We start from the raw sequence: 16,104 nt of genomic DNA, 5'->3' as shown, positions 1-16,104 counted from the left end.
CCAAGATCCCGGCCACCTACCATCCTGCTGTGTCGACTGCGAGCGGGCCCGGCGCCCACCACGGCCTGCTGGGCGTACTCCTCGACGCCGCCGACCGGGCACCGCAACAGGTCATCGTGCACGTCCGGGAGGACGGCACGGAGCGTACGGTCAGCTTCCGGCAGCTGCGGGACGAGTCGCTGCGGGTGGCCGGCGGCTACCGGGCCGCCGGGATCGCGCCCGGTACGGCCGCCCTCCTGCTCGCCGACGCCGGTGACGACTTCCAGCCGATGTTCTGGGGTGCGCTCGCCGCCGGACTGGTGCCGGTGCCGCTGCCACCCGAACCGAAGCGGGTACGCGCCGTGCGGGAGGTGCTGCCCGACGCCGTGCTGGTGACCGACGACGCCACCGCAGCCGTGGTGGACGGGCTGCCCGAGCCGGTGCTGCGGCTGGCCGACCTGCGGGCCGGCCCCGCACCGGCGGAGCTGCCCACCGTCGCCGGTGGTGACCTCGCCTTCCTGCAGTTCTCCTCCGGCAGCACCGGCGCGCCCCGGGGCGTGGAGCTGACCCACGACAACGTGTTGGCCAACCTCGACCAGGCCCGGTCGGCCAGCGCGGCACGCCCGGACGACGTGCTGGTCAGCTGGATGCCGTACTTCCACGACATGGGGCTGATCGGCACCCACCTCACCCCGCTCGCCATCGGCCTCAAGCAGGTACGCATCCCTCCGCTGGCGTTCGCCAAGCGCCCCGCCCTCTGGTTCACCACCGCCCACCGGCACCGGGCCACCCTGCTGTCCGCGGCGAACTTCGCGCTGGCTCTGGCGGTGCGCAGGGTGCCTGCGGAAACCATCGCCGAGCTCGATCTGAGCGCCGTACGGTGCGTGGTGGTCGGGGCGGAGCCGATCTCGCCTGCGGTCTGGCGGTCCTTTCTGGCCCACACCCGTCCCGCCGGACTCGATCCCGCCGCGCTACGACCGGTGTACGGGCTCGCCGAGGCGACCCTCGCGGTGACCTTTCCCCCACCGGGCGAGGTGGCGGTGCCACACGTGCTGGACCGCGCCGAGTTGAGCCAGGGACGGGCGGTGCCGACCCGACCCGGCCCGCACGCGGTCGAACTGATGGACCTGGGCCATCCGGTGGCCGACTGCGCGGTACGCGTCGTCGACGATCACGGTCGACCGCTGGCCGACCAGCGGATCGGCCAGATCGAGGTACGCGGACCGAACGTGGCCCGGGGCTACCATCGTGATCCGCAGGCCAGCCGGGACACCTTCGTCGACGGTTGGCTGCGTACCGGCGATCTGGGTTTTCTGCGCGCCGGGCGGCTCTGCGTCACCGGCCGGGCCAAGGACGTGGTGTTCGTCAACGGCCGCACCTTCCACGCCGCGGACCTGGAGACCGTGGCGGTGGCCACCCCCGGCCTGCCCGGCGAGGTGAGCGTGGTGGTCGGCGCGACCGACCCGGATTCCGGTGGGGAACGGATCGTGGTGTTCGTGCCGTGGGCCCGTCCACCGGCCGACGCCGGTACGGTGCTCGCCGCGGTGCGGGCCCGGGTGGCCGAGGCGTGCGGTCACGACGAGGTGCGGGTGCTGCCGTTGCCGCCCGGCGCGTTCGCCCGGACCACCAGCGGGAAGTTGCGCCGACGCCGGATGCGTGAACGGTACCTGGCCGGCGATTTCGCCGACCGCGAGCGACGCTGGTGTCCGCCGGTCGCCACGGAGGTGCCGCACGATGCCCCGCCGGCCGCCGACGATGCGCCGCGCGACGCCCCGTCCGGGGCGGAGTTGGAGGCGCTCGTCCGCGACGTCTGGGCCCGGGTGCTGGGCCGTCCACCTGCCACGATCGGCCCGCACGACCGGTTCCTTGCCATCGGCGGATCGTCGCTCAAGGCCATGGAGGTGCTCGCCGGGCTGGAGGACGCCCTCGGTATCCCGTTGAACCCGGCGGACCTGCGGGACTGCCCCACCGTGGTCAGCCTCGCCGACCGGCTGGCCGACGCGCCGCTGCGCCGGCCCACCGGTGACGCCGTCGGTGCCCCGGCGCAGGGCCCGGCCCGGGGTCCGGTGCCGGTCGCGGTGATCGGGATGGCCTGCCGGTTTCCCGGCGCGGAGAGCCCCGAGCAGTTCTGGCAGCAGTTGGTCGATGGCGTCGACAGCGTCGACGTGGTGCCCGCACACCGGTGGACCTCGTCGGACGGGACCGCCCGGTGGGGTTCCTTCCTCGACGATCCGATGCTCTTCGACGCCGGGTTCTTCGGCCTCACCGACGAGGAGGCGCGGCTCACCGATCCGCACGCGAGGCTGTTCCTCGAGATCGGCCACGAGGCGCTGGAACGCGCCGGGTACGCCGGGCCACGCAGACACCGGCACCGCATCGGCGTCTTCGCTGCCGTCGGGGAGAGCGCGTACCCGCAGATGGTGGCGGCGGACGGGTCGGCCGGCGGGGCGACGGCGCTGGTCGGAAACCTGCGCAACCTGATACCGGCCCGGTTGGCGCAGACGCTGGATCTCACCGGGCCGGCGATCGCGGTGGACACGGCGTGCTCGTCGGCGTTGGTGGCGCTGCACCTGGCGGCGCGCAGCCTGGCCGCCGGGGAGTGCGACGTCGCGGTGGTCGGCGGGGTGAACCTCAACCTCACCGAGACCGGGTACCGGCTGCTGGATGCCGCCGAGGCGCTCTCCCCCACCGGACGGTGCCGGGCCTTCGCCGCCGACGCGGACGGTTTCGTCCCCGGCGAGGGCGGGGCCGCGCTGGTGCTGCGCCGGCTCGGTGACGCGCAGGTCGACGGGGACGAGGTGCTGGCCGTGGTCGCCGGGACCGCCGTGGGCAACGACGGGCGGGCGTTGAGCATGCTCGCGCCGAACCCGCACCGGCAGTGGGAGGTGATCGCGCGGGCGTACCGGGAGGCGGGCATCGACCCGGCGCAGGTGTCGTACGTGGAAGCCCACGGCACCGGCACCGAACTCGGCGACCCGGTCGAGGTCCGGTCGCTGGCGGCGGCGTACCCATCGCCCGTCGACGGGGTGCCGCGCGGACTGGGTTCGGTCAAGACGAACCTCGGTCACCTGCTCAACGCCGCCGGCCTGCCGGCGCTGGTGAAGGTGGTGCTGGCCCTGCGGCACCGGTATCTGCCGCCCGCCCTGCACCACACCCGGCCGGCCGACCGCTGTGACCTCGCCGGAGCCGGCTTCGCCGTGGTCACGCAGGGGCGGCGGTGGAGCGCACCAGGTCCCCTGATCGCCGGGGTGAACGGATTCGGCTTCGGCGGGACGAACGCCCACGCGATCCTGCGGGAACCCCCGCCCACCGCGCCCACCGCGTCCGGCGGGCCGGAGCTCGGTCTGGTCACCCTGAGCGCACACTCGGTGCGGGCGCTTCGGCAGGCGGCTCGGGACCTCGCCGCCCACCTGCGGGCGCATCCGCACCTGGCCGAGGCGGACGTCTGCGTCAGCGCCGGCACTGCCCGCGACGACGCCGCGTACCGGCTGGCGATGGTCGCCGACGGCGAGCTGGCCGTCCGGCTCGACCGGGCCGCCGACACGCTGGGCGAGCAGATCGCGCCGGTCAGCCGGCGACCCCGCACGGTTTTCGTCCTTCCCGACGACGGCGCCACGGTGCCACCGGCGGCGGTACGTGACCTCTACGACCGGCTGCCGGCCTTCCGCGACCGGCTGACCGAGGTCGCCGCCCCGGCGGTTCAGGGTCGGCCACTGCTGACCTGGTGCCTGACCGGCACCGACGATCCGCAGGTCACCCGGCAGGTGGCGGTGGCGGTCGGGCTCGCTCTGATCGGTCAGCTCACCGCCTGGGGCGTACGGCCGGACCGGCTGCTCGGCGTCGGCGTCGGTGACCTGGCGGCGGCGGCCGGCCGGGGCGAGCTGGACCCGGCCGAGGCGATCCGCCGCGCCGCCACGGCCACCCCACGGACCGAGCCGGAGCTGCGCGTCGCGCTGAAGCAGCTGTGCGCCGACGGGTACGACACCTTCGTCGACCTGGGCGTCTCGGGCCGGCTGCACGCCGTGTCGCCGCACGTCGGGGTCGACCCGGCGCGGGTGTTGACCGTACTGGACGGGTCGCAGGCCACCGGGGCTCTGCTGGCGGCGGTGGGGCAGCTGTGGGCCCTCGGTGGCTCGCTGGACCGGGCCGCGCTGCACGCCGGTCGGCGGCGGGTGCCGGTGCCGACGTACCCGTTCCAGCGACGGTCCCATCCGCCGTCACCGGTGCTGCCGCTGCACCGGGTCATCTGGCGGGAGACGCCGTCGACCAGCGGCGGGCCGGCGGCCGGGGTCGACCGCGACCTGCCGGCCCGGGTGCGGTTGCGCGGCCCGGGTGCCGACGGTGACCTGGCTGCCCGACTCGCCACGGCGCTGCGCGAACGCGGCGTCACCGTCCAGGTCGCACCGCAGATCGACGACGGTACGCCGCCGGAGCTGACCGTGCTGCTGGCCGGTGCCGCGGTCGACCTGTCGGACGTGGCCGACCTCGATCGCGCCGTGGCCGCGCAGGTTCGTACGGTGCGTGCCCTGATCGACGAGCCGGACACCCGGCTGGGTCGACTGCTCGTGGTCACCGAGGACGTCCAGGTCACCGGGCACGGCGAGCGTCCCCGGCCGGTGCAGGCGGTGCTGGGTGGGCTGTGCGCGGCGTTGGCCGACGAGCGACCGGGCCTGCGTGCCCGGGTGGTCGATCTGTCCAGTGTGGATGACTTGGCGGTCCGGGTGGAGTCGGTGTGCCAGGAGTTGTCCGACCTGCACCGGGCCGAGGCCACGGCGCACCACGCCGACCGGTTGACCGGGCTGGCCTGGCGGGCCGGACGCCGACTCGAACGGCACCTGGTGTCGGTGTCGGTCCCGGTTACGCCGTCGGGTGCGGCGCACTCCGATGACATGCACGTGATCCTCGGCGGTGGTGGCGGGCTCGGCGCCGAGCTGGCCCGTACCCTCGCTCACCGGGGACGACCCACCCTGCTGCTGGCCGGGCGGTCGGCTCAGGCCCCGGCGGGCCTGCTCGACGAGTTGACCTCGGCCGGCGCCACCGCGACGTACCGGCGGTGCGACGTGACCGTGCCGGCCGACGTCGACGCGCTGTTCACCGGGCTGCCCCGGGTGGGGACCGTCTGGCACGCCGCCGGCACGGTCCGGGTCGGCACCCTGACGGCGAAGTCGATGCCGGAGATCCTGGCGGTGCTGGCACCCAAGGTACGCGGCAGCTACCTGGTGGCGGAGTCACTACTGCGGCACGGCCACGACCGGGTCGCGCTTGTCGGTTTCTCCTCGGTCAGCGCGGTGCTGCCCGGTCTGGCCGCCGCGATCGGCGACTACGCGGCGGCCAACGCCTTCCTCGACGCCTTCGCCGCCGCCCAGCGGGTGACCGGCCGCCCCTTCCAGGCCGTCGGTCTCGCCGCCGTCAGCGACACGGGGATGGCAGCCCGAGAGGGCTCCCGCCACGACATCGCCGGCTCGCTGACCGCGCGGATCGCGCTGGACGCGTTGCTGGCTGCTCGGGACGTCGACGCCGCCCACCTGATCGTCGCGGACCGGCGACCGGCGACCGCACCCCCGGCCGGCGTCGCGCGACGGGGGCAAGACTTCGATGGCCGCGTGCAGGCACACGCCGGCCGGCCCGCCCAGCCGGTCGGCCCCGAAACCGTCGAGGTCGCCGAGGTCGGCGGTGTTTCGGCCATCAAGCCGGCACGTCATCAGAATTCGGACGTCGAGGAATTGGCGCGGCTGCTGCGCCGGCTACTCGCGGAGCCCCTGCACCGCCCGGCTGACCAGATCACCGACGACGACTCGTTCCTCGCCCTCGGCCTGGACTCGCTGGCCGCAGTCGACCTGGTCAAACGACTGGAGGACGAACTCGGGCGGCAACTGCCGGTCACCCTGTTCTTCGAATACACCACGATCGCCACGTTGGCCGCTGCGCTTGCGGAAACCGTTCCGGGGCAGCCCCCGGGCCACCAGGTCGTGCCGCCGTCGCGGGTGGCACGACCGGCGGCGGGCGGGGGATCACCGAGCGGTCCGCTCGCCGATGGGGAGCCGTTCGCTCTCACGGCGGTGCAGCGGGCCTGGTTCGTCAACGAACGACTGCACCCGAGCGTGGCCGGGTACGCCTTCGTCCGGCAGACCGTCACGGGGCCACTCGACGTCCGGCTGCTCGACCGGGCTCTGACCGGTCTCGTCGACCGGCACCCGATGCTGCGGGTGCGCTTCCTCGCCGACGTCACCGCCCCCCGGCAGGTGATCGTGCCGCCGACCGCCGCCGCCATCAGCCTGGACGTACGGGCACTGGCCGGCGAGCTGACCGCGCTGGAGGAGCAGCTCTGCAACACGCCTGTGGATCTGACCCGGCAGCCGCCGCTGCGGGCGGTGCTCGCTCAGGAGCGATCCGACCGCGCACACCTGATCCTGGTGCTGCACCACGCCGCCGCCGACGGGTTCAGTCTCAACCTGCTCAGCGAACAACTCTGGGCGGACTACAGCGCACTGGTGACGGGACGCACCCGGACGGTGCTGCCCGTCACCGGCAGCTTCGCTGCCTTCGCCGCTGACCTCGCCCCGCCACGCGAGACCGATCTGACCTGGTGGCGTCGACAGTTCGACGATCCGGGATGGACGCTGCGGCTGCCGTACGACGGCGACCCGGCGGGTCTGCCCGCCCCACCCTGCGTCACCCGAACCGACGAACTGGACGCCGCGCTCGTGGCCCTGCTGCGCGAGCGGGCCGCCGACGCCGGTGTCTCCCTGTTCCACCTGCTGCTCGCCGGGTATCTGCGGTGCCTGGCGAGGTGGAGCGGGCAGCGTCGGGTGCCGGTCAACGTGGCGCGGGCCGGTCGGGACGCCCGGATGCCCGGCATCGAACGGCTCGTCGGTCCGTTCGCCGACACCCTGCCCCTGCTGGTCGAGGTGGACCCGACCGAGCCGGTTGCCCGGTTGGCCGATCGCCTTCGGCAGTCCTGGACCGAGGCACAGCGGCACGGCTCGGTGTCCAGCCTGGACCTGGCCCGGCTGCTCCCCGCGACCGACAACGGCCCGCGTACCGCCAGCCCGGCGGGGTTCAGCTTCGCCCGGTTCCCGGTTGACGTCGATCCCGACTGCCCGGTGACGGTCACCCCGACGGCGGCCGGCTCCGGTTCCGCCGCCACCGGGCTCAGCCTGCTGTGGTGGGAGTCGGAGACGACGCTGCGGCTGTCCTGGAACTTCCCACTGCGGTTGTTCCGGCGGCAGACGGTGGCCCGGTTGGCCGCCGAGCACCACCAGGAACTTGTCGACCTCGCCGCCGGGCGGCAGCGGGCCGGCGACCAGGATCGCAGCGTACGACCGGAGCCCGTTGCCGGGGATGTCAGCGCCCGGATCCGGGCGGTCTGCCGGCGTACCCCGGACGCGACGGCGATCACCGACGGCCGACGTACGGTGACCTACCGGGACCTGGACCGGGCCGCCGACCGGGTGGCGGCGCTGCTGCTCGCCCACGGCGTACGCCCCGGCGAGCACGTCGGGCTGCTCACCGCCCCCGGCCGGAATTCGATCATCGGGGTGGTCGGCATGCTGCGCGCGGCAGCGGCCTGGGTGCCGCTGGACGCCGCCCATCCCCCGGCCCGGCTCGACGGACAACTGCGCCGCGCCCGCGTCCGGGTGGTACTGCACGACGACGACTGCGCAGCCACGGTCGCCCTACTCGACGCCACAGCGGTCAACCTCGACGGCCCGGCGGTCCCAGTCGACAGCCCGGCGGCCCCGCTCGACGGTCCGGCGGCCGGGCCGGACGACACCGCGTACGTGATCTTCACGTCGGGCTCGACGGGGCGGCCGAAGGGGGTGCCGATCACCCACCGGTCCATGACGAACTACCTCGACTGGGCCATCGACACGTTCGGCTATCACGCAGGTGACCGGCTGGCCCAGACCTCGTCGATCTGCTTCGACGCCTCGGTCCGGCAGATCCTGGCGCCGCTGCTGGTCGGGGCCACGGTGGTCACCTTCGCCCGGTCGGAACTGCGCGACCCGCAGGTGCTGCTGTCCCGGTTGGAACGGGACCGGCTCACCGTGTGGAGTTCGGTGCCCACCCTCTGGGAGCGGCTGCTGCGGGCCGCCGAGGACCGCACCACCCGCGAGGGCGTACGGCCGGATCTGTTGGCCCTGCGGTGGGTGCACGTCGGCGGGGAGGAGTTGTCGCCGGTGCCGGTACGCCGCTGGTTCGACCTGTTCGGCGACGGCTGCCGGATCACCAACCTGTACGGCCCCACCGAGGCCACGATCAACACCACCTGGCATCTGATCGACAACCGCCCCGACGAGGCGGTACGCCGACTGCCGATCGGTCGACCCGTCGGCGGGGCCCGGATCCGCGTGGTCGACACGCACGGTGACCCCTGCCCGCCCGGGACGGCCGGTGAGCTGCTGATCGGCGGCGTCGGGGTCACCGCCGGCTACCTCGACGAGCCCGCACTGACCGTCGCCGCCTTCACCCGGCTCGACGGCGAACGGTACTACCGCAGCGGCGACCGGGTCCGCGTCACCGCCGACGGCACCCTGGAGTTCCTCGGTCGGCTCGACGACCAGGTGAAGATCCACGGGCACCGGCTGGAACCCGGCGAGATCGAGGCGGTGCTGCGTACCCATCCGGCGGTGACCGCCGCGACGGTGCTGCACCAGGCCGAGCCGCATCCACGGCTGCACGCCTTCGTCGCACCCCGACCGGGAACCGAGCCGACGGTGGCCCAGTTGCGCGAACATCTCGCCGGCCGGCTGCCGGAGCCACTGGTTCCGGCGCGCATCCATCTGCTCGACACGCTTCCGTTGACCGTCACCGGGAAGGTCGACCGGGATCGGCTGCGTGCACTCGGCGGCTTCGCACCCGCCGCCGGCCCCAAGCGACTCCCGACATCCGCCGCTGCGGGGCGACTCCCGGCAACGGCCGCTCCGGAGCGACTTGCGGCACCCGTCGGTGCGGACGCCGCTGCCGGCGGATACACCGCAACCGAGGCGAGGCTGGCCCGTATCTGGGGTGAGCTGCTCGACCTGCCGGCGATCGCGCCCGACGACGACTTCTTCGCTCTCGGCGGCGACTCCATCCTGGTGCTGGAGGTCTTCGCCCGCGTCCAGGACCAGTTCCCGGCCACACCGAGCCCCACCGTCATCTATCAGCACCGAACCCTGCGGGACCTCGCTGCCGAGATCGACGCCACCACTGCCAGGCGCCGGACCACCGACGGCACGGGCCGCAGCACCGCCACCGTGGACCGGGTCACCGGCCCGGTGCGCGCCGGTGCGGACGGGCCCTACCCGGTGACGGCCACCCAGCGCGGTTTCCTGCTCGCCGACGCCATCGCACCGGGCGACGGCACCGCCTGGCTGGCCCGGCTACGACTGCGCGGCCGGCTACGTCGCGACGTCTTCCAGCGCGCCGTCGACCTGCTGGTGGCTCGGCACCCGATGCTGCGTACCGTCTTTCCGGCCGGCGTCCGTCCCCCGGTCCAGCAGGAACTTCCCGCCTCGCTACGGCTGCCGGTCGGCTACCGGGCGGTCGCCGGCCCCGCCGAGGTGGGCACCCTGGTCGCCGAGGAGCGCCGCCGTCGCTTCGAGCCGTGGGCCTGGCCGCTGCTGCGACTGCAGCTGCTGGGGCTCGCCCCCGACGACCACATCCTGCTGGTGCACGGCCACCACCTGATCGGTGACGGCTACAGCGCCGCCCTGCTCGGCCAGGAACTGCTGACGGTGTACCACCGGCTGGTGGCCGACCAGCCCGACGGACTGCCTCCGCTGCGCACCCACTTCCGCGACTACGTCGAGCTGCTGGCCGACCGGGTCGCCGGCCCACCCGACCCGGACGCTCACGGCTGGTGGCGCGGACGCTTCGGCACCCCGTACCGGCCGCCGGTGCTACCCGCCCCCGGCAGCGCGCCCGACCCGGGCGGTACGTCCGCGCCGGTCTGCGGCTTCACCCTGGACGGGACCGTGGTCGCCGGGCTGCGCCGGCTGGCCGCCTCGGCGGCGAGCACCCTGTACGCCCCGGTGCTGACCGCGTACCACCGGGCGGTGGCCCGGTTCACCGGACAGGACGACCTGGTCTTCGGCCTGGCGCTTACCGGTCGGGATCATCCGCTGCCGGACCTGCACCGGATCTTCGGCCCGTGCGCGGCGATGCTGCCGCTACGGCTGGGCGGCTCGGCCGGCTTCGCCGAACAGCTCGCCCACGTCGGGGCCGAGGTCGCTACTGCCCGCCGGTACGACGACCCGCCGTCGATCGCGGCGGCCGTGCCCACCGGCCCGGGCGGCACGCCCATCGGTGCGCAGTTCTTCTTCAGCTTCCTGGACTTCTCCGCCCGCTCCGCGCCGCCGACCGCCGCAGCGGATACGGCGCGCGACGCCGTCGATGCGCCGTCGCCAGCGGTGGTCGACACGCCGCCCCCCGTGCCGGGCGATGCCGATCGGCTTCGCCTCGACTGGGACGCCGACAGTGAACTGGCGCCACCGCCCCTCGGGACCGACCTGTTCCTGACCGCGCGCCCCGAGCGGGACGGGCTCCGGCTCACCCTGCGCGGCTGTCCCGCCACAGTCACCCCGGCCGAGCTGCGCCGGCTCGCCGACTGGCTCCGCGCCGACCTGACCGCCGCCGCGCACACCCACCCGGCCCGTCGGGACCAGACGGCCACGCCTGCCGTGGTCACTGGTGACGCCGCCAGCGTGCCGGCGACGACTGCCGTTCCCGGCCGACCGACCAGGCTGGCCGCGGCGATCGTCGGCTACCTGCCGCCGCCGGCCCAGCTCGCCGCGATCGCCGGGCTGCCCGCCGGCAGCCTGCCCCGGGACCAGCTACGCGAGCTGCTCTTTCCTGGTGGCCGTCCGCGTCTGCTGGAGCAGCTGACCACGCCGCTGGGCGTCTCCGGCTTCGTCTGCCTGCCCCGGTTCGCCGATGAGCTGACCGCCGCCGGGGACGTCCTCGCCGACGAGACCGCCGAGGCGGTGGACCTGGCCGCCCGCCTCGGCGCCCGCTGCGTGTCGCTGGCCGGGATGATTCCCGCCCGCACCGGCTACGGCCTCGGGGTGCTGCGCCGTACCCGCAGCGGCGTGGCGGTGACCACCGGCCATGCCGTCACCGTCGTCTCCGTCGTCCGCACGGTGCAGGCCGCGCTGGCCGCCACCGGGCGCAGCCTCGCCGGCCGCGACCTCGCCGTGGTGGGTCTCGGTTCGATCGGGTTCTCCGCGCTGCGGCTGTTGCTCATCCGGGCCGAGCAGCCGCCCGCGCGACTCGTGCTCTGCGACGTTCCTGCCGCCGCGCCTCGACTGGGCGAGCACGCCGCGCGGCTGCGGGCGGACGGCTTCGCCGGCACCATCGAGGTGTGCCCGTCGGCACCGGGAATCGCCCCGGCCGGCTACACGGCGGACGTGATCATCGCGGCGACGAGCGCGGCCACCGCACCGATCGAGGTCGACCGGCTGGCACCCGGCACCATCGTGGTGGACGACTCGTTCCCGCCCGCACTGGACACCGCAAAAGCTCTGACCCGGATGCGCCGCGACCACGACATCCTGGTGGTCGGCGGTGGGCTCCTGCACGTCGGCGAGACCGAACGCGACATACCCGGGGACCTGCCGCCGGTGCCGGTCGACGGCAACGTGCTCGGGCTGCCCGGGACGATCGCCTCCTGCCGGTTGGAATCGCTCCTGTGGTCGACCGCTGCGGACCTGCCGCTGGTGCACGGCCTGGTGGACGACGCGACCGCGGCGGCGTACGCGCGGGTGCTCACCGAGGCCGGCATCGACGCCGCGCCCTTGCACCTGCTGCACCACCCGATCGGGTCGGAGTTGCTCGGGAGGTTCGGACGCTGACCGCGCAGCCAATTACTCAGCTGCGCCTGTCGTTGCTCGGCCTTACGCTTCCGTCCAGCGGTGGTCGGTCGACGGTGACCGGGCCGGCGGTGCGGTCGACGGAGTCGCCCTGCTGCCCACCGACGACACCGGCTTCCGGCTCCGCTTCCTCGCGAGCCAGGAGCCCAAAACCCGATGCGTGGGTTGAAGCAGAGCAAAGGGGCCACAACCCATAAGCGGGCCTGCGGACATGCGGGCCTGGCTGGCGCGGTTTGGCGGGATGTGGAAGCTGTTTCGGCGGTATGGCGGTATCCGGGTGGGTAGGTGACCGCCATACCGCCGAAACGGCGGATCGGATGAGACCGGGATCAGAAGTCGTCGTCGAAGGCCACCGTGCCGGTGACACCGACCTGGTAGGCCGACACCCGGCGTTCGAAGAAGTTGGACAACTCCTGCACGTCCTGCAGTTCCATGAACGCGAACGGGTTCGTCGAGCCGTACATCGGTGCGATGCCGAGCATCGCCAGCCGCCGGTCGGCCACGTGTTGCAGGTACTGGCGCATGTCGGCCAGCGGCATGCCGGAGACGCCCTGCTCCAGCAGGTCGGCGGCGAACTGGACCTCGCAGTCGACCGCCTCGGCGAGCATGTCGCGCACCTGCTGCTCCATTTCGGCGTCGAAGAGGTCGGGCTCCTCGGCGCGTACGGTGTCGACCACGTCGAAAGCGAAGGCCATGTGCATCGACTCGTCGCGGAACACCCAGTTGGTGCCGGAGGCCAGCCCGTGCAACACACCCCGGGAGCGCAGGAAGTACACGTAGGCGAAGGCGCCGTAGAAGAACAGTCCTTCGATGCAGGCGGCGAAGCAGATCAGGTTGAGCAGGAACGCCCGCCGGTCGGCCCGGGTCTTCAGCTCGCGCAACTCGAAGATCGAGTCGATCCACTTGAAACAGAACTCGGCCTTGCGGGCGATCGACGGGATGTTCTCCACCGCCGCGAACGCCTCGTACCGTTGCTTCTCGTCGGGCACGTAGGTGTCGAGCAGGTTCAGGTAGAACTGGACGTGCACCGCCTCCTCGAACAGCTGCCGGGACAGGTAGAGCCGGCCCTCCGGGGAGTTGATGTGCTGGTAGAGGTTGAGCACCAGGTTGTTGGCGACGATGGTGTCGCCGGTGGCGAAGAAGGCGACAAGTCGGGACACCAGGTGCTGTTCGGCCGGGGAGAGCTTGGCCAGGTCGGCGAGGTCGGCGTGCAGGTCGACCTCCTCGACGGTCCAGGTGTTGCGGATCGCATCCTTGAACCGGTCGAAGAACTGCGGGTAGCGCATCGGCCGCAGGGTCAGGTCCATGCCCGGGTCGAGCAGCAGTTGCCGGGTCTGGGTTTCGGAAACGGTGGTCACTGGCAGGCCTCGCAGCTCTCGGGGTTCTCCAGGGAGCAGGCCAACGCCTCGTCGTCGCCGACAGCGACGATCGCCGGGGCGGCCGGGGTGACCGCGACGGTGGCCTGCTGGATCCGGGTCGCCGGACGCGACCGCAGGTAGTAGGTGGTCTTCAGCCCGGACTTCCAGGCGTAGAGGTACATCGAGGAGAGCTTGCCGATGGTCGGCGCGCTGATGAACAGGTTCAGCGACTGCGACTGGTCGATGAAAGGGGCACGGGCGGCGGCCAGGTCGATCAGCGCCCGTTGCGGCAGCTCCCACGCGGTGCGGAACAGTTGCCGTACGTCTTCGGGCAGCTCGGCGATGCCCTGCACCGACCCTTCGGCCCGCTTGATCTGCTCCCGGATCGACGCCGTCCACAGCCCTCGCGCCTTGAGTTCGCGGACCAGGTACGTGTTGATCTGGAGGAACTCGCCGGACATCGTCTCGCGTTTGAACAGGTTGGACACCTGCGGCTCGATGCACTCGTAACAGCCGGCGATCGAGGCGATGGTGGCCGTCGGCGCGATGGCCACCAGCAGCGAGTTCCGCAGCCCGTGCGCGGCGATCGTCTCGCGCAGCGCGGCCCACCGCTGCGCCTGGGTGAGGTCGGCGCCCCACAGGTCCGGGTGCAGCTCACCGCGCGCGGCACGGGTGTCGTCGTACGCCGGGTGCGGGCCGAACTGCTGGGCGAGCTGTGCTGAGGTCTCCAGAGCGGTCAGCAGGATCTCCTCCTGCACCCGGCTGGACAGTTCCCGGGCGGGGGTGGAGTCGAACGGCATGCGCAGGGTGAAGAAGGCGTCCTGCAGGCCCATCAGCCCGAGCCCGACCGGTCGCCAGCGCGGGTTCGACGCCGCCGCCTGCTGCGCCGGGTAGTAGTTGATGTCGATGACCCGGTCGAGGAAGAGCACCGCCGTGCGGACGGTGGCGCGCAGCTTCTCCCAGTCGATGCCGTCCGCGGTGAGGTGCGCGGCGAGGTTGATCGACCCGAGGTTGCACACCGCGGTCTCGGTGTCGTTGTTGACCTCCAGGATCTCGGTGCACAGGTTCGACAGGTGGATGGTGTTGCCCGGCGCGCCGGTCTGGTTGGACAGCCGGTTGGCCGCGTCCTTGAACGTCATCCACCCGTTGCCGGTCTGCGCGAGGGTGCGCATCATCCGCCCGTACAGGTCGCGGGCCTTGACCGTGCGGACCGCCTTCTTCTCCGCCGCCCGGTACGCCTCGTCGAACGCCTCGCCGTACAGGTCGGGCAACTCCGGCGCGTCGGAGGGGTCGATCAGCGACCAGTCGCCGTCGGCCTCCACCCGGCGCATGAACTCGTCCGGGATCCAGTTGGCCAGGTTCAGGTTGTGCGTACGCCTCGACTCCTCCCCGGTGTTGTCGCGCAACTCCAGGAACTCCTCGATGTCCGGATGCCAGGGTTCCAGGTATACGCAGGCCGCGCCCTTGCGCCGGCCACCCTGGTTGACCGCCGCCACCCCGGCGTCGAGGGTCTTGAGGAACGGCACGATGCCGTTCGAGCGCCCGTTGGTGCCCCGGATCAGTGCCCCACGACCCCGCACCCGCGTCCAGGAGATGCCGATGCCGCCGGAGAACTTCGACAGCTTCGCCACCTGGTGATACCGCTCGTAGATCGAGTCGAGTTCGTCACGCGGCGAGTCGACAAGGAAACACGACGACATCTGGGTGTGTCGGGTGCCGGAGTTGAACAGCGTCGGCGAACTCGGCAGGTAGGCCAGGCTGGACATCAGCCGGTAGAAGCCGATCGCCTCGCCGGGCGTCTGGGACAGCCCGCAGGCGACCCGCAGCAGCCAGTACTGCGGGGTCTCCACCACCTGCCGGGTCTGCGGATGCCGCAGCAGGTACCGGTCGGCGACGGTGCGCAGCCCGAAGTACTCGAACCGCAGATCCCCCGCCGGGTCGACGGCGTCGTCCAGCTTGCGGGCGTTGCGGGCCACGAACGCGGCGGTGGCGTCGCCGATCAGGCCCAGGCCGTGGGCGTACCGGATGGACTGGCTGAAGCTGGCCACCTGCTGGCCGCGTACCTCCTTGTCGACGAACGCGGCCAGCAGCCGCGCCGCGAGCCTGGAGTACTGCGGCTCCTCACCGATCAGCTCGGCGGCCGTCTGGATCGACAGCTTGTCCAGCTCGGCGGTGGTCGCACCGTCGTACAGGCCGCTTATCGTCTTCGTCGCCACCCGCAGCGGGTCGATCTCGTCCAGGTCGGTGACCCAGCGCTCCACCGCCTTGACGATCTTGTTGACGTCCACCGGCTCGGTGTCGCCGTTGCGTTTACGCACCTGCATCACGTGCCGGCGTTGCTCCGGCCCCGCCTGTGCCCGGGTCACCGTCATGGCCCCTCCTCGTACCGGTCGGTGAAGGTCGACGGGCACGCGGGAGGACGCCGCCGGTCACCGGACGGACTGACTGCCGTCGACGACCAGCTGATGGCGTCGGCCGTCCCGCGCGGCCTTCGACCGCCGCACACGTACGCGTGCGGCGCGCTGGCAGGTCTTCGGACTCGTGGGCGTGTTCGTGCCTACTGGCCGTCGCTTCCCAGACCTGGCGGGCCCAGTGCTTCGTTGACGGCGGTCGTTCCCACTCACCGCTGCGGGGCAGTCCCGGAATTCCACCGGGTTCCCTCTTGCCTCGGCCGTCGTGGAGTGACTGCCGAACCAGCTGCGGGCACTACTATATATGGGAACGGGCCAGGAACCTCAACACCACATGCTGTGTCGCCACGCGTGTCGATCGAATCATCCGCCCGAGCGCGACGATCGCCGCCGAGGCCACCGACCCCACGCATCTTTCCGAAAACTTCCGGAAGTTCTGGCTATGCCAATCGGGTCGACATAGCATGCACGCGCTTGGATCTGTCCGGAAACCCGACGTCAGGC

3 protein-coding genes and 1 riboswitch are annotated in these 16,104 nt (G+C 72.6%); of the genes, 1 reads left to right on the top strand and 2 read right to left on the bottom strand.

What is annotated here, in order from left to right:
• The first annotated feature begins 29 nt into the window (after window positions 1-29).
• Window positions 30-11,813 carry a non-ribosomal peptide synthetase gene (locus EG812_RS15610; protein WP_199743879.1) on the top strand — a complete coding sequence of 3,928 codons (11,784 nt, stop codon included), beginning with the start codon at window positions 30-32 and terminating at the stop codon, window positions 11,811-11,813.
• A gap of 347 nt (window positions 11,814-12,160) precedes the next feature.
• On the opposite strand, the gene EG812_RS15600 is transcribed toward EG812_RS15610, so the two are convergent.
• Window positions 12,161-13,138, bottom strand: coding sequence for a ribonucleotide-diphosphate reductase subunit beta (locus tag EG812_RS15600; RefSeq protein ID WP_232510883.1), 978 nt, complete (start codon window positions 13,136-13,138; stop codon window positions 12,161-12,163).
• A gap of 47 nt (window positions 13,139-13,185) precedes the next feature.
• Window positions 13,186-15,561 (bottom strand): ribonucleoside-diphosphate reductase subunit alpha, encoded by a 2,376-nt coding sequence (locus EG812_RS15595; protein ID WP_013733431.1) that lies wholly within the window; start codon window positions 15,559-15,561, stop codon window positions 13,186-13,188.
• Window positions 15,562-15,696: 135 nt separating this feature from the next.
• Window positions 15,697-15,902: riboswitch (cobalamin riboswitch) on the bottom strand.
• Window positions 15,903-16,104: the final 202 nt, after the last annotated feature.

It is taken from the genome of Verrucosispora sp. FIM060022, from assembly GCF_003977705.1.
Classification (GTDB): domain Bacteria; phylum Actinomycetota; class Actinomycetes; order Mycobacteriales; family Micromonosporaceae; genus Micromonospora; species Micromonospora gifhornensis.
Note: the sequence above shows the minus strand (reverse complement) of the source record. Positions and strands in the feature narration are given on the sequence as shown.